The 13,860-nt window shown below is 67.8% G+C and carries 14 protein-coding genes and 2 tRNA genes; 9 read left to right on the forward strand and 7 right to left on the reverse strand.

Going from position 1 to position 13,860, the window contains the following annotated elements:
* The first annotated feature begins 32 nt into the window (after nt 1-32).
* From OSC30_RS00500 to OSC30_RS00520, 5 genes are all read left to right on the forward strand, one after another.
* A complete protein-coding gene (locus OSC30_RS00500; RefSeq protein ID WP_267169876.1) occupies nt 33-473 on the forward strand; it encodes a cytochrome c-type biogenesis protein in 441 nt (146 codons plus the stop codon).
* A complete protein-coding gene (locus OSC30_RS00505; RefSeq protein ID WP_267169877.1) occupies nt 470-1,507 on the forward strand; it encodes a tetratricopeptide repeat protein in 1,038 nt (345 codons plus the stop codon). Before OSC30_RS00500 ends, OSC30_RS00505 begins: the two co-directional genes overlap by 4 nt.
* Entirely contained in the window at nt 1,504-2,679 is a 1,176-nt protein-coding gene (gene metX, locus OSC30_RS00510; RefSeq protein ID WP_267169878.1) for a homoserine O-acetyltransferase MetX, read from the forward strand. The genes OSC30_RS00505 and metX overlap by 4 nt, the downstream gene beginning before the upstream one ends.
* A gap of 48 nt (nt 2,680-2,727) precedes the next feature.
* On the forward strand, nt 2,728-3,306 hold the full coding sequence (locus OSC30_RS00515; protein WP_267169879.1) for a cysteine dioxygenase family protein: 579 nt from the start codon (nt 2,728-2,730) through the stop codon (nt 3,304-3,306).
* A 24-nt stretch (nt 3,307-3,330) separates the two neighbouring features.
* Nucleotides 3,331-3,416, forward strand: a tRNA-Leu gene (locus OSC30_RS00520).
* Between the two features lie 98 nt (nt 3,417-3,514).
* On the opposite strand, the gene OSC30_RS00525 is transcribed toward OSC30_RS00520, so the two are convergent.
* The 3 genes from OSC30_RS00525 to OSC30_RS00535 all read right to left on the reverse strand — a co-directional run bounded on the left by OSC30_RS00525 (nt 3,515) and on the right by OSC30_RS00535 (nt 6,248).
* Entirely contained in the window at nt 3,515-3,889 is a 375-nt protein-coding gene (locus tag OSC30_RS00525) for a response regulator (RefSeq protein ID WP_267169880.1), read from the reverse strand.
* Nucleotides 3,890-3,898: 9 nt separating this feature from the next.
* Nucleotides 3,899-4,141 (reverse strand): DUF2188 domain-containing protein, encoded by a 243-nt coding sequence (locus OSC30_RS00530; RefSeq protein ID WP_267169881.1) that lies wholly within the window; start codon nt 4,139-4,141, stop codon nt 3,899-3,901.
* Between the two features lie 166 nt (nt 4,142-4,307).
* Nucleotides 4,308-6,248: a formylglycine-generating enzyme family protein gene (locus tag OSC30_RS00535; RefSeq protein WP_267169882.1), complete on the reverse strand. Its 1,941-nt coding sequence runs from the start codon at nt 6,246-6,248 to the stop codon at nt 4,308-4,310.
* A 115-nt stretch (nt 6,249-6,363) separates the two neighbouring features.
* Between OSC30_RS00535 and OSC30_RS00540 the strand changes: the two genes are divergently transcribed.
* Together OSC30_RS00540 and OSC30_RS00545 are read left to right on the forward strand one after the other, a co-directional pair.
* Nucleotides 6,364-7,497 (forward strand): ribonuclease D, encoded by a 1,134-nt coding sequence (locus OSC30_RS00540; RefSeq protein WP_267169883.1) that lies wholly within the window; start codon nt 6,364-6,366, stop codon nt 7,495-7,497.
* A gap of 160 nt (nt 7,498-7,657) precedes the next feature.
* Nucleotides 7,658-7,733: transfer RNA gene (locus OSC30_RS00545), tRNA-Ala, on the forward strand.
* A 123-nt stretch (nt 7,734-7,856) separates the two neighbouring features.
* Here OSC30_RS00545 and OSC30_RS00550 read toward each other — a convergent pair.
* From OSC30_RS00550 to OSC30_RS00560, 3 genes are all read right to left on the reverse strand, one after another.
* The gene (locus OSC30_RS00550) at nt 7,857-8,924 is read right to left on the reverse strand and encodes a LysR family transcriptional regulator (protein WP_267169884.1); all 1,068 of its coding nucleotides are present in this window, start codon (nt 8,922-8,924) and stop codon (nt 7,857-7,859) included.
* A 226-nt stretch (nt 8,925-9,150) separates the two neighbouring features.
* The gene (locus tag OSC30_RS00555) at nt 9,151-9,570 is read right to left on the reverse strand and encodes a hypothetical protein (RefSeq protein ID WP_267169885.1); all 420 of its coding nucleotides are present in this window, start codon (nt 9,568-9,570) and stop codon (nt 9,151-9,153) included.
* Nucleotides 9,571-9,612: 42 nt separating this feature from the next.
* Nucleotides 9,613-10,362, reverse strand: a complete 750-nt coding sequence (locus OSC30_RS00560; protein WP_267169886.1) for an SDR family NAD(P)-dependent oxidoreductase — start codon at nt 10,360-10,362, stop codon at nt 9,613-9,615.
* Nucleotides 10,363-10,462: 100 nt separating this feature from the next.
* On the opposite strand from OSC30_RS00560, the gene OSC30_RS00565 reads away from it, so the two are divergent.
* Nucleotides 10,463-11,383 (forward strand): LysR family transcriptional regulator, encoded by a 921-nt coding sequence (locus tag OSC30_RS00565; protein ID WP_267169887.1) that lies wholly within the window; start codon nt 10,463-10,465, stop codon nt 11,381-11,383.
* A gap of 120 nt (nt 11,384-11,503) precedes the next feature.
* Here OSC30_RS00565 and OSC30_RS00570 read toward each other — a convergent pair whose 3' ends face one another.
* A complete protein-coding gene (locus OSC30_RS00570) occupies nt 11,504-12,328 on the reverse strand; it encodes an alpha/beta fold hydrolase (protein WP_267170131.1) in 825 nt (274 codons plus the stop codon).
* Nucleotides 12,329-12,762: 434 nt separating this feature from the next.
* Between OSC30_RS00570 and OSC30_RS00575 the strand changes: the two genes are divergently transcribed.
* The gene (locus OSC30_RS00575) at nt 12,763-13,728 is read left to right on the forward strand and encodes a GlxA family transcriptional regulator (RefSeq protein ID WP_267169888.1); all 966 of its coding nucleotides are present in this window, start codon (nt 12,763-12,765) and stop codon (nt 13,726-13,728) included.
* The last annotated feature ends 132 nt before the right edge of the window (nt 13,729-13,860 follow it).

Here is a 13,860-nt window from a genome sequence, read left to right on the forward strand (position 1 = left end):
CATCGAGGTCGCGCACGAATGCGCTCCTGCAGATGCTGTTTGCGCTTTTCCTGGCGTTCCCGGGCATCGCCGCCGCACAGGCGATCGACCCGCTGCCGTTCAAGGACCACGCCCAGGAAGTCCGCTTCCAGAACCTGACCCGCCAGCTGCGCTGCCTGGTCTGCCAGAACGAGAACCTGGCCGATTCCAATGCGGACCTGGCGCGCGACCTGCGCCGCGAAGTCTTCGGACTGATGCAGCAGGGCAAGAGCGACGACGAGATCAAGCAGTACCTGGTCGCGCGCTATTCCCAATTCGTGTTGTACGACCCGCCGGTGCAGCCTTCCACCTGGCTGTTGTGGTTCGGCCCCGGGCTGTTCCTGGCGCTGGGCGCCACGGTCGTGGTGCTGACCATCCGCAAGCGCAGTCGCGCCACGCGCATCGACAGCCGGCTGGTCGACAACGCCACGATCGAACAAGGGGACGATTGGTGAAGCTCGCGTTCTACCTGATCGCTGCCGTGATGATCGCGGTGGCGCTCGCCCTGCTGCTCTGGCCGCTGGTTCGCCATGGCCGTCGCCAGGGCCGCTCGGGCAGCATCTTCGCGCTGGCGCTGCTGGTCGCCTTCGTGCTGCCGCTGGCCGCCGGCGGGTTGTACCTGCTGGTCGGCACGCCGGTGGCGCTCAATGGGATCACGCCGCCGCCGTCGATGGACATCGACCAGGCCGTGGCCGAACTGCGCGACCACCTCCGGCAACAGCCCGACGACCTGCAGGGCTGGCTGCTGCTGGCGCAGACCGAGACCGCGATGCACCGTAACGCCCAGGCCCGCGAAGCCTATGGCCAGGCGCTGCGCATCGACCCGCGCAACGGCGTAGCCATGGTTGGCTGGGCCGAGGCCGATTCGATGGCACGCGACGACCACCGCATCGAAGGCCGCGCGCTGGACCTGCTCGAACAAGCCGTAAAGGCCGATCCGGCCAACCAGCGCGGTCTGTGGCTGCTCGGGATCAGTCAGTTCCAGCGCGACGATTACGCCGCTGCCGCCGCCACCTGGCGCCGCCTGCAGCCGCTGCTGGAACCCGGCTCGAACGTCGCCAGGGCGGTGACCGAACAGATCGCCGTGGCCGAGGCGCGGCTCGGCGGCAGGCCAACCCCTGCGGCCGCCGCCAGCACCGGGGGTCCGCATCTCACGATCCAGGTGCAGCTCGATCCGTCGCTGCGCGACAAGCTCGAGCCCGGGGCCGCGCTGTTCGTCTATGCCCGCGCCGAACGGGGCCCGCCGATGCCGCTGGCGGTGGCGCGCCTCGACGCCTCGCAATTGCCGGCCACCGTCACGCTCACCGACGCCATGGCGATGGCGCCGCAGTTCAGGCTCTCCTCCGCCGGCAAGGTCTTCGTCGGCGCGCGGGTCAGTGCCAGCGGCCAAGCCATGGCGCAATCCGGCGATTTGGAGGGCGATGCGGGAGTGGTCGGTGTCGATCACACCGGCCCGATACGGATCGTCATCGACCAGGTCCATCCATGAGCAAACCTGCCCCGGACGCCCGCCGCTACCACGCCCTGCCCTCGCCGTTCGCGATGAAGCGCGGCGGGCAGTTGCACGGCGCGCAAGTGGCGTACGAAACCTGGGGGCAGCTCAACCCGGCGCGCGACAACGCGGTGCTGATCCTGACCGGCCTCTCGCCCAGCGCACACGCGGCATCCAATGCCGACGACCCGGCGCCCGGCTGGTGGGAAGGCATGCTCGGCCCCGGCAAGGCGATCGACAGCGACCGCTGGTTCGTGATCTGCGTGAACTCGCTAGGTAGCGACAAGGGCTCCACCTGCCCGACCTCGGCCGACCCGGCCACCGGCCAGCCCTACCGACTCGCGTTTCCGGAGCTGGCTTTGGAGGATGTCGCCAACGCCGCCTTCGAGGTGGTCCGCCATGGCCTGGGCATCGAGCGCCTGGCCTGCCTCATCGGCTGCTCGATGGGCGGTATGGGCGCGCTGGCCTACATGCTGCTGCACCCGGACAGCGTGCGCGCGCACGTCAGCGTGGACACCGCGCCGCAGGCCCAGCCCTTCGCCATCGCCATCCGCTCGCTGCAGCGCGAGGCGATCCGGCTCGACCCGCAATGGAACGGCGGGGACTACGACATTCATGACGGGAGCGGCCATGACGGCGACGGCGCGCGCTATCCCGAGATGGGCATGAGCATCGCGCGCAAGCTGGGCGTGATCACTTACCGCTCGGCGATGGAATGGAACGGTCGCTTCGCCCGCATCCGGCTCGATCCGGAAAAGCGCGAGGACGAACCGTTCGGCTTCGAATTCCAGGTCGAATCCTATCTGCAAGGCCACGCGCAACGCTTCGTGCGCAGCTTCGACCCGAACTGCTACCTCTACCTCTCGCGTGCAAGCGACTGGTTCGACATTGGCGAATACGGCGGCGGCGACATCATGGCGGGCATGAAGCGCATCCGCATCGAGCGCGCTCTGGTGATCGGCGTCAGCACCGACATCCTGTTTCCGCTGGAACAGCAGGAGCAGATCGCCACGGGGCTGTCGGCCGCTGGCGCCCAGGTGGACTTCGTGGCGCTGGATTCCCCGCAGGGCCACGATGCCTTCCTGGTCGACATCCCCAACTACAGCCGCGCGATCGGCGGTTTCCTGGCCGGTCTGCACATTGCTGACGAGCCTGTCTCGGCCAGCTAACACCAGTGCGTTAAACTCGGCGTGAAGCTGTACTGAGAGAATCCCCGCATGCTTACGATGGAATTTCCCGGCTGCCGCGAGCTGGTCGACGCGATCGATCAGGCCGTCGGCATGGACTCGACCTTCGCGGTCACCGACACCCTGCGCAACAACCTGTGCAAGCTGATGCGCGGCGGCACCGTTAAACTGCCCGAGTGCGTATTCGAGACCGCCCACGGGCGTTACGCGCGCCGCGAGCTCTATCGCAGCGAGCAGCATGGCTATTGCGTGGTGGCGATGACCTGGGGCCCCGGCCAGGGTACCCCGATCCACGACCACTGCGGCATGTGGTGCGTCGAGGGCGTCTGGAGCGGTGCGCTGGAAGTGGTGCAGTACGAGCGCCTGGCCGACGAGGACGGCCATTGCCGTTTCCAGCCGGTCGGTTCGATCCAGGCCGGCCCCGGATCGGCCGGCAGCCTGATCCCGCCGCACGAGTACCACACCATCCGCAACCCCAGCGATGAGGCGATCGCCGTCAGCCTGCACATCTACTCGGGCAACATGACCCGCTGCGCGATTTTCCAGCCGTTACCGGACCACGGCTACGAGCGCTGCGAACGTCAACTGGGGCTCGACCCTGTGCACTGACGCAGGCATAATCCCCGCTCTTGTGCCGGTGTGGCGGAATGGTAGACGCGGCGGACTCAAAATCCGCTTCTGGCGACAGAGTGTAGGTTCGAGTCCTATCACCGGTACCAAATGACTGAGGCCCCTTTCGGGGCCTTTGTTTTGGGCGTGTTTCAGTAGTTGTCCCGGATCGCGGAGCCACGGCGAGAAATGTCGCCGGCGCGCCGTGTCAGCAGGAAAAGGAGGAGCCCAGCTCCGCCACCATCCGGAACAGGTCGTTGCGATGAAAGGGTTTCTGCAGGGTCGGCCGGTCCTGCCAGGGTTCGCGCAGGCCGTGCGCGCCGTAGCCGGTGGCGAAGGCGAAGGGGATGTCCCGGGCGGCAAGCGCTTCGGCCACCGGGTAGACCTCGTCCCCGCCCACGTTCACGTCCAGGATGGCCAGGTCGATGGTTTCGTTCTGCGCCGCTTCGACCGCCTGGTCGATCCGGGCCATCGGCCCCACGATGGCGTGGCCGGCTTCGGCCAGCATGTCCTCCAGCAACATCGCCACCAGCATTTCGTCTTCGACCAGCAGGATCCGCCAGGGGCCTGTCGTCTTGTCCATCAGGGCTACCTATTGCAGCAAAGTCGGGGGATCCGGATCGGATAGTTCACGCCAGCTGCCGTCGCTCTCCTGCACGCGCACCGGCGGGTGGTCCAGCCCCCAGGCACGCGCCAGCTTGGCGCGGACCCGCACGGCCGCCGAGATCGCCTCGGCGCGCGTCGGGTAAGTGCCTACCCGGGAGGCTTCACCTCGCACGATCCAGGGCGCATCGGCGCTGAAAGGCACGAACAGGCGTACGGTTTCCGGATTCATTGCATCCCTCCCCCCGGATGGCTCCGCCTTACCGGGATACCGACGCGCGGCACGCATACCGCTGGCCGGACATGCAGTCTTGCAGATGTCGTACGGCTTGGGTAGGCCGTCGCGCGGCGCCGTTGGCGCGCGTTCGGGCTTGCCGGCATCCTCGCCAGCGCGGCGTCTACAGCTCGCGAACGACGCGAAAGCCCACGCGCGCGCTGCGCACCCGGCCATCGGCGCCCTGCCGGTAGGCCGAGCGCACCTGCTCGGGCGAGCTGCCCCATGAGCCGCCCCGCACCACGTGCACGCTGCAGCCCGGGTTGAGCCAGGCACTGCCATCCACCGGTGCGCGCACGTAGTTGTCGTGCCAGCAGTCGGCGACCCATTCGGAGACATTGCCGTCGATGTCGTACAACCCGAACGGGTTGGCCTCGAAACTGACCACCGGAGCCGGCCCCCAGTAGCCGTCGCGGTAGCTGGGGAACGCGTTGCTCCAGCGCCGCCCGCTGGGCGAGCGATCACCGTTGCCAGTGAGGTTCTCGACCTTGCGGGTGGGCGCCCGTTCGCCCCACCAGTAGCGGGTCTGGGTGCCGCCGCGCAGGGCGTACTCGAATTCGGCCTCGCTCGGCAGGCGGTAGTGCTTGCCGGTGCGTTCGCGGAGCCAGTCGGCGTAGGCCCTGGCGTCGCGGAGGGACACGTTGACCACCGGCAGGTCGTCCTCGGCCGGGCGCCCGGCGTAGTCGTCCTGCCAGGTGGCCCGGGAGTCGTCCCGCAACACGCCACTGCGCTCGTCGTACACGCTGGCGCCACCGAGCTTGATCGAATCGGGCTGGTAGCCGCTGGCACGCACGAACTCGCGGAATTGCCCTACGGTCACCTCGCCGCGCGCCATGGCGAAACCCTTGGCGAGGGTCACGCCGTGGCGCGGCGTCTCGGCGTCGGTGCGGCCGTCCTCTCCGTCGGGCGCGCCCATCTGGAAGCTACCGGTGGGAATCACCACCATCGCCGGCGTGTGGCCTGGCAGGTCGACGAAGCGGTCGCTGAACACCTGCCCCGGCTTGTAGCTGGCGTACAGGCGGGCATTGGTCAGCTGCTGCTGGAACTCGTCCACGCCGTCCAGGCCGGGCTGCAATGCACGCGCCTGTCCCGCTAGCCGCTGCGCCAGGTCGAGGTTGCCCGCGTCCAGCGCGGAGCGCGCCTGCGCCAGCAGGCCGCTCGCGCGCTGCCGCCGGATGCCCTCGACACGATTGCGCACGTCCACCAACTGCCGCGAACCGGGGCGAATGGTCCCGGCTTCGGCCAGCGCGCGGTCGGCGGCGGCGAAGTCGTTCTGCGCGACCGCCGCCAGCGCCCGGTCGAGCACCGCCCGCTGCACCTGGAAGATGCCCTGCTCGGCGATCGCATTGTCCGGATCGAGCGCCTGCACCTGGCGGTACATGTCCAGCGCGCTGGCGCCCTGAGGCTGGTCGACCTTGCCCTGCCGCAGCAGCGAGGCGGCCTGGGTCAGCATCGGACGGACCTTGGCCAGCGTTTCGAGACCCTTTTCCAGCTGCGCCACGTCGCCGGCGCTGTTGGGCAGGTCCCGCAGGCCCTCGAGCAGATCCTGCGCCGACTCGGCGTCGCCCACCGCGATGTCCTGGCCGATCTGCGCCACCAGCTGGGCGCGCACCTGGTTGAGGCCCTGCGCGGCGGCGCGGCTGTCCGGCTTGTCCTGCAAGGCCTGGGCATAGAGCGCGGCAGCGCTGTCCTCGCCGCCGGCCAGCCGCCCCGCCTTCAAGGCCTTGCCGGCGCGCGCCAGCAGCGCCTGCACCGCGGGCGTATCGGCGCTCATCTGCTCGGGCAGGTGCTGGTTGCCCTTGTTCATGCGCGAGGCGATCACCGCCGCCGGCGCCAGCGTGAGCGGCGGCCCGGCGTCGATCTCGGCATTCACCGGCGTGCGGGCCGGGCGCTGCCCGTTCGCCGTGGCGGATCCCGTCGAGGTGGAGCGCCGCGGCGTCATGGCGGCGGGGTCCACATGGAATACCCGCGGGAAGAAGTGGTAGACCAGCGCTGCGCCGAGTACGAGCACGCCCAGCGCGCCACCCATGGCGCGCTGACGACGGACGGTTTCGTTGCTCGGCATGGGGTTCCCAAGGCTGTTATCGTGCGCTGCTCACCTTATGGCAGGGCCGGTGACAGGGCAATGCGCGCCGCGCGCCCTCGCCGCCCGCCACACCGCCGCCCGAGGAACCTTTCGCATGCCCGTGCCCACTGCGGCCGCCGCCACATGGATCGATCGCCGCGACACGCTGGACGCGTGGCTGGCCGAGTTGCCCCCCGATGCCGCACTGGGCGTGGATACCGAATTCATGCGGCGCAACACCTTCCACCCGCAACTGGCCCTGCTGCAATTGGGCTGGAACGGCCGCTACGCGCTGGTCGACCCACTCGCCTTCGACATCGGCGACGCGCTGCGTCCGCGCCTGGGCGAAGGTCCGACGGTCACCGTGATGCACAGCGCCGGCGAGGATCTCGAAGCGCTCGCGCCCCTGCTGCCCGAAGGCCCCGGCACGCTGTTCGACACCCAGATCGCCGCCGCCTTCGTCGGCATGGGCCTGGGGATGAGCTACCGCGCGCTGGTCGCGGAACTGGCCGGCGCGGAGCTGGACAAGGGCGAGACCCGCTCGGACTGGCTGCAGCGCCCACTCACCGAGTCGCAGCGGCTCTACGCCACGCTCGACGTGGTCTATCTGGAACCGGTGCACGCCCAGTTGGCCGAGCGCCTGGCCGAGCGCGGCCGTAGCGCGTGGCACGCCGAGGATTGCGAGCGGCTCAAGCGCCGCGCCAACACGCACACCGGCGATCCGCAGCCGCAGCGCGGCTTCCGCGCCGCGACCGACTGGCCGCGCGCGCAGCAGGCGCTGCTGCGCCGCATCCTGGTCTGGCGCGACCGCAGCGCACGCACGCTGGATCGCCCGCGCTCGTGGCTGCTGGACGATACGCTGGCGCTCAGCCTGGCGCAGAACCCGCCACTGAGCCTGGCCGAGCTGGACCAGCGCAGCCGCGGCCAGCGCGCCTTGCGCTCGGCACAGCGTGCGGAACTGTACGAGCTGCTGGCACCCGCGCCCGATGCGGACGAACTGGCGGCAACCGCCGCGATCCCCCCGCTGGTGCTGGGTCCGGCGAAAAAGATCCTGTCCGCGATGAAGGACGTGGTCGACCGCATGGCGACCGAGCTTGACCTGCCGCCAGGGCTGCTGTGCCCACGCAAGGTACTGGAGGAGTACGTCACCACGGGCGAATGGCCGGAGTTCCTCGAAGGCTGGCGCCGCGGCGTGCTGCATGAGCCGTTGGCGAGGTTGTTGCCGGCGCAACCGGCCCGAGGCAATTAACCGGCCCGCCCTTCGTAATCCCCCCTTGAGGCGGGCGGAGTCGTGATGGCCGCCATGCTCCGCCTATCCCGCCTATCCCGCCTACCCCGCCTACCGCAACAAAGCATCGATCAACATCTTGGCGACGACGCAGGACGCTGCTAACATAAGCGGCTCGTGTGGGGTGGTAGCTCAGCTGGGAGAGCGTCGCGTTCGCAATGCGAAGGTCGGGAGTTCGATCCTCCTCCACTCCACCAAAGTCAACGTCGCAGAAGGGCCGGGATCGCGCGATCCCGGCCCTTCTGTTTTTCCTGGTTGTCCCGACATTGCCAGGGCTGGTGCCGGCCCAGCGACCGGTTTATGGGGGCCGGGCGGACTGATCAGGCGCAGCATCGCGCTTGCGCCGGGTCGTGCACGCGGCCCAACGAGGGCAAGTGATCGCACGCCTGTTGCAAGCGATTGTCCGCCTGCGCCAGAAGGCTCAGGCGTTGAGGGTCTGTCTTCCGGATCTGCTCGGTCATGTGGTCGACGAAGACCCTGATCCGGGGTGGGAGCTGGTGCCGGCTCAGGTAACAAACGTAATGCCCACGATCGTCGGGCTGGTGGTGGGCCAGGCAGCTGACCAGGCTGCCGTCACGCAGGTGTGCGCCCACCATGAAGCCGGGCAGCTGTGCCATCCCCTGCCCGTCCAGGACCGCCCGCAGGACGAGGTCCCAGTCGTTGAAGGTAAAACTCGAGCTGGGCGTCATCTTGCAGGCGCGTCCGTCCACCTTGAATTCCCATTCGGCGAGTCGCCCGTTGGCAAGGCGGCGGCCGATGCACCGGTGTTCGGCGATATCCGCAACCTCGGACGGCAATCCGTGCACTCGCGCGTATTCGGGCGCGGCGCAAACCAGCAACTGCATCGGGATCAGCTGCCTGGCGACGACCTGGGAGTCTTCCATGCGGCCATCGTGGAACACCACGTCCACCCGATCGGAGGTGAAGTCGGTGCTGTGATCGGCCAGGATCAGCTCCGTGGCTATCCCCGGATAGCGCTGTCGGAATCCGCCCAGCAGCGGCATGACGACATTGCGCCCGAACTCGGGCGCGGCGACGATCCGCAGCTCGCCACGCGGCGGTCCTTCGCGCAGGTCACGCATGTCTTCCAGCGCCTCGGTGATCCGCTCGACCCCGGGATGGCACTTCTCGTAAAACCGCTCGCCCTCCCGCGTCAGCGTCGTGCTCCTGGTGGTCCTCAGGAACAGGCGCGTGCCGAGCTGGATCTCCAGCTTTCGCACGCTGCGGCTGACGGCCGACCTGCCGATTCCCAGGCGATCGCCGGCCTTGGCGAAACTGCCGGTCGTGGCGACGGCAACGAACGCGACAACACCGGCATAACTGGTCGAAAAGCTCGATGCCAATGCGTCCGGGCCTGCTGATGGCGGGTCGATCGACTTTGGGGACACGGCTGCCTCCGGGGGAGCCTGAAGCTCACAGGCCACGGTTCTCGATGGACGGAAAGCAGCTTGGGGGAAAAGCTTCCCGTGCTGGCCAATCGCACACCCGATCGTATCGATACGCAGGTTACGCCGGGCGACATACTTCCCCGGATTTGCGCCATCCGCCATCCGCCGCACACCTTCGTGGCGGACGCCTCTTTTCCCGCCCCGCCACGTCCTGCCGTCCCAAAACTCACCTTGTGCGCGGCGGCAGAAATCCCCTGGCCGTCGCGAGGTCGGGCCAGGGAAGAACGGTTTCTCCCGCCACCATCCATTTGCCCTGCACCTTGCGCAGGCGAAGTTCGTAGAGCGCCGGATCGGCATCCGGGCTCATGCGCCGATAAAGCACCGCAGTCGCCTCGTCGCCAAGCTCTTCGATGTGGAGAACCTTCTTCTCGGTCGACAACGGCGGTTCGCCCGCGTCACGGCGGCTCCTGAACTCGCCCAGCATTTCGGCCTTCGAAAAGCGCGCGATGTCTCCTTGCGGCGTGAGGACCAGGAACCCCAAGTCGTCGAGGTAAAGGCTCTCCATCGCTTCCATGCGGTAGTGGCTGCCGGTGTCGGCCAGCTTGTCGATGAACGCGAGGATTTCGGGGTTGTGCTTAATGGACATGGTGTGCATCCCTTGAGGAAATGGAAAAGGTCGGGCCTTGCGTCAGGCCAGGAGCATTCCGCCGTCGACGTGGAGCGCAATGCCGTTGACGTAGCGACTGTCGTCGGAAGCCAGGTACAACGCCGCCTGCGCCAGTTCCGCCGCCTCGCCGAGGCGGCCTGCGGGAATGATGTCGGTCATCCCCTTGAGAAAGGCGGGGCGATCGGCTTCCGAGACGCCGAGCTTCTCGACGATGGAGGTATCGACCGGCCCCGGGCTCAGCACATTGACGCGCACCTTTCGCACCTTGAGCTCCAGTGCCCAGTGACGGGCGAAAGCTTCGACGGCCGCCTTTGATCCGGCGTAGACGGCGTGCCCGCCGAGGGCCTTTTTTGCCGCCAGGGAGCTGGTCAGGATGATGCTGCCGCCATCGCGCATGACCGGCGTGATGGCCTGGACACCGAAAAACACGCCACGGGCGTTGACGTCGAACTGGGCGTCGAATTGTTTCGGGGTCACGGTGCTCGAAGGGCTGACCGTGATGACACCCGCGTTGGCCACATAGACATCGAGCCGGCCAAACCGCGCGCGTACCGCCTCGGCGACGGACGCATGGTGGCTAATGTCGGCCACGTCGCCGCGGATGCCGACGGCCCCGTGTCCGATGCGGTGGACTGCCTGATCAAGGACGTCCTGCCGCCGGCCAGTCACGATGACCTGCGCTCCCTCCGCCGCGAAAAGCTCGGCCGTTGCCAGGCCAATGCCGCTGTTGCCGCCTGTAATCAGGGCGACCTTGTTCGAAAGACGTTTCATCCGGATGCCTCACGTTGGTTGCAGTGGGGCAAGATATGCGTCGGGCCTGCGTTCCCCACAGTCCTCGATGCGGCACATCTTTGTTGCCGTGGAGTCCAAGATGCCGAGCCTCCTGAACCAGTCAGTCAGCCTCATCGCGTTCATCCGCGCGGTCGAAGCGGGATCGTTCACGGCGGCGGCGCGCGTTGCCGGAACGACGCCATCGGCCATTTCCAAGAGCATCCAGCGCCTGGAAACGGAACTGGGCACGAAGCTCTTCCGGCGTTCGACCCGAACCTTCAACCTGACCTCGGACGGACAGGCCTTCTTCGACCGGATCGCTCCCCTGGTGCGCGGCATAGAGGACTCGGTGGATGCGATCCGGCCCGGGGGCGGCGCGCGCGGCCGTCTGCGCGTGAGCATGCCCAGCGAACTGGGACGCCTGCTTATGAAATCCATCACCTCCGGTTTCCTGGCGGCAAACCCGGCGCTGGAGCTGGAACTGGCCCTGGCAGACCGCCACGTCGATGTCATCCGCGAGGGTTACGACGTGGTCTTCCGGGTCGGCGCGGCCGTGGAGAGCGATCTGCGGCTGCGCACGCTCGCCCGGCTCGACATGGCTCTGGTGGCCTCGCCGGCGTTCCTGCGCACATGGGGCACGCCCGGCACGATCGACGAAGTGCAGCAGCTGCCTTTCGTGCGCTACCTGCTCGGCGGCAGGCCGTTGCCGGTCACGTTCAAGGACGGCCGCACCATCCTGCCCAAGGGCCGGATCAGCCTGGATGCCGGGTTCGGGCTGCGCGCGGCGGCCTTCGAAGGCATGGGCGTCGCGCACCTCATGAAGTGCACCGTCCAGGCGGACCTGGACAGCGGCAACCTGGTCCAGGTTCTCCCGCAACAAAGCCTGCCGTCGATGCCCTTGCACGCGTTGCACGCGTTCGGCCGGCTTACCCCGGCGCGGGTGAAGCTGTTTTCGGACTTTGTTGCAGGCGAACTAGGGCAATTGGCTCCCCGGCCGAACGTGAACCGCCGTCCGGCCTGACCATTGCCACCCGTCGCGTGGGAACCGGATCCGGGAGCGTGCCGCCTACACCGGAAAAACGGGCACGTGCGCTGCAATGCCCGTGCCCATGAACACCACGCAACCCTGCAGTCGGACGGCTCAGCTGCGGAAGAACGCCAGCATGTCGCGGTTGATCACGTCGGCCTTGGTCGTCAACATGCCGTGCGGGAATTTTTCGTAGATCTTGAGCGTGCCCCGCTTGAGCAGCTTGGCCGAGAGCGGCGCCGAATCAGCGATCGGCACGATCTGGTCGTCATCGCCATGCATTACCAGCGCAGGCACGTCGATGGCCTTGAGGTCCTCGGTGAAATCGGTTTCCGAGAACGCCTTGATGCCTTCGTAGTGCGCGTTTGCACCACCCATCATGCCCTGGCGCCACCAGTTGTCGACGACCGCCGGCATGGGCTTGGCATCCGGGCGATTGAAGCCATAGAACGGGCCCGAGGACAGGTCGCGGTAGAACTGGGAGCGGTTGGATGCCAGTGCACTGCGAAGGCCGTCGAACACCTCGATCGGCAGGCCGCCGGGATTGCCCGGGGTCCTGACCATAAGCGGCGGCACGGCGCTCATCAATACCAGCTTGGCGACACGCCCGGCGCCGTGGCGCGCGACATAGCGCGCCGCTTCGCCGCCGCCAGTGGAATGGCCGACATGGATGGCGTCACGCAGGTCCAGATGCTCGACCACCGCGGCGGCATCGGCGGCGTAATGGTCCATGTCATGCCCGCCGCTGACCTGGGAGGAGCGTCCATGCCCGCGGCGGTCATGGGCGATGACACGATATCCCTTGCCCAGGAAGAACAGCATCTGGGCGTCCCAGTCGTCCGCCGACAGCGGCCAGCCGTGATGGAACATGATCGGTTGGCCCGAGCCCCAATCCTTGTAGAAGATCTGTGTGCCGTCTTTCGTGGTGATCGAATTCATGTGCTGGTTGCTCCGCTTGGGGGAATGGATGTGCCGGGCGACCGCCTGGACCGTCGGGACGACGGAAAGCGGGAGAGCGGTGACCGCGGCTGAAGCCAGGCCGGCCGCCAGGAACTGCCGGCGGCGTGGATTGGCGGGCTTGCCTGTGGAACGTGTCGTCATGCGGATCTCCCGTCGAACAGGAGGAGGAATCGCCACCACCACGCTCGTCGTGCCCGCTTCGGTGGTGTCGGTGCGGCCGGCCGGGGAACGGTGTGAAACCATGCGGCTCGCGGCTCGGGATCGAGCTTAGAGCCGGGTACGGGTTGGCGGTATATCCGGCCAAGTGCCCGCCATGTTGTGCGGTTGGCACCAATGCAGGCCGGGCTCTTGCCGGTCGCGATCCACAGCGGACGCGCGCATACTGGGCAGACCTCTATCCCGGGGAGTAAGCCATGACACGCCATGTCGGCTTTCTGGTTTACCCAGGTTTCGTGTTGCTGGATCTGAGCGGCCCGCTCGAGGCGTTCGCCAGCGCCAACCGAAGGCCGGACGCCAATTACCGACTCACGGTAGCGTCGCTGGAGGGCGGAATGGTCTGCAGTGCCTGCAACCTTCAGGTCGCCACCGTTCCCCTGCAGCCGCTGGCGCTGGACACCTTCATCATCGTCGGCTCGCCCGAACCCCCCATGGGTGACTGGGTCGTTCCGCTGACTACTGCGATCGTGGAAATGGCCGCACGCGTGCGGCGAACCGCATGCGTATGCACCGGTGCCTTCCTGCTGGCGGCCAGCGGCCTGCTCGATGGCAGGGCCGCAACCACCCACTGGAGTTTCGCGCCGCGCCTGCAGGAACACTTTCCGTTGCTGCGCGTGGATGGCGACCGCATGTGGACGGAAGAGGACGGCATCTGGACCTCGGCCGGCATGTCGGCCGGCATCGACATGAGCCTGGCGATGATCGAACAGGACCTCGGCAGGGGGGCGGCGCTGGAGGCTGCGCGCATGCTGGTGGTCTATTACCGCCGCTCCGGCGGACAGCACCAGTTCTCGTCGCTGCTGGATCTCGACGCCGGATCGGACCGCATCCGCAAGGTGCTGCTCTTCGCCCGCGAGCATTTGCGCGAAAACCTGCCCGTCGAGCGCCTCGCGGAGATCGCCAACCTGAGCGTGCGCCAGTTCGGTCGGGCATTCGCCTCGTCGACCGGGATGACGCCGGCGCGGGCCGTCGAACGGCTGCGCGTCGAGGCGGCACGGCCCCCGGTCGAGGACGGAAGGCAGACGTTCGACGAAATCGCGCGCATGACCGGCTTCGGCGACGCCGACCGGATGTGCCAGGGCTTTCTTCGCATCGTCGGGCGTACGCCGCAGGAGCTTCGCCGCAGCGCCCGCCACATCGGGGCGTTCCGACAAATGTCTTGACCCTGCAAGCGCACATTGCGCCAGGCACGCGTTCGCGCGCCTGATCCTGCGCTGGCGGAAACATCCAGCGAATCGGAGGCAGATGATCTGCCGGCACGAGCCGCCCTGCCCGTGCGGGACGCCGGCCGCAGC

The sequence above is a fragment of the Frateuria hangzhouensis genome (assembly GCF_026410505.1).
GTDB classification, from domain to species: Bacteria; Pseudomonadota; Gammaproteobacteria; order Xanthomonadales; family Rhodanobacteraceae; genus Frateuria_A; species Frateuria_A hangzhouensis.

Bases quoted from the DNA above. Each gene is read 5' to 3' on its own strand.
- OSC30_RS00500 (WP_267169876.1), top strand. From the start codon at position 33: ATGCTGTTTGCGCTTTTCCTGGCGTTCCCGGGCATCGCCGCCGCACAG.
- metX (WP_267169878.1), top strand. From the start codon at position 1,504: ATGAGCAAACCTGCCCCGGACGCCCGCCGCTACCACGCCCTGCCCTCG.
- OSC30_RS00515 (WP_267169879.1), top strand. From the start codon at position 2,728: ATGCTTACGATGGAATTTCCCGGCTGCCGCGAGCTGGTCGACGCGATC.
- OSC30_RS00525 (WP_267169880.1), bottom strand. From the start codon at position 3,889: ATGGACAAGACGACAGGCCCCTGGCGGATCCTGCTGGTCGAAGACGAA.
- OSC30_RS00530 (WP_267169881.1), bottom strand. From the start codon at position 4,141: ATGAATCCGGAAACCGTACGCCTGTTCGTGCCTTTCAGCGCCGATGCG.
- OSC30_RS00535 (WP_267169882.1), bottom strand. From the start codon at position 6,248: ATGCCGAGCAACGAAACCGTCCGTCGTCAGCGCGCCATGGGTGGCGCG.
- OSC30_RS00540 (WP_267169883.1), top strand. From the start codon at position 6,364: ATGCCCGTGCCCACTGCGGCCGCCGCCACATGGATCGATCGCCGCGAC.
- OSC30_RS00555 (WP_267169885.1), bottom strand. From the start codon at position 9,570: ATGTCCATTAAGCACAACCCCGAAATCCTCGCGTTCATCGACAAGCTG.
- OSC30_RS00560 (WP_267169886.1), bottom strand. From the start codon at position 10,362: ATGAAACGTCTTTCGAACAAGGTCGCCCTGATTACAGGCGGCAACAGC.
- OSC30_RS00565 (WP_267169887.1), top strand. From the start codon at position 10,463: ATGCCGAGCCTCCTGAACCAGTCAGTCAGCCTCATCGCGTTCATCCGC.
- OSC30_RS00570 (WP_267170131.1), bottom strand. From the start codon at position 12,328: ATGAATTCGATCACCACGAAAGACGGCACACAGATCTTCTACAAGGAT.
- OSC30_RS00575 (WP_267169888.1), top strand. From the start codon at position 12,763: ATGACACGCCATGTCGGCTTTCTGGTTTACCCAGGTTTCGTGTTGCTG.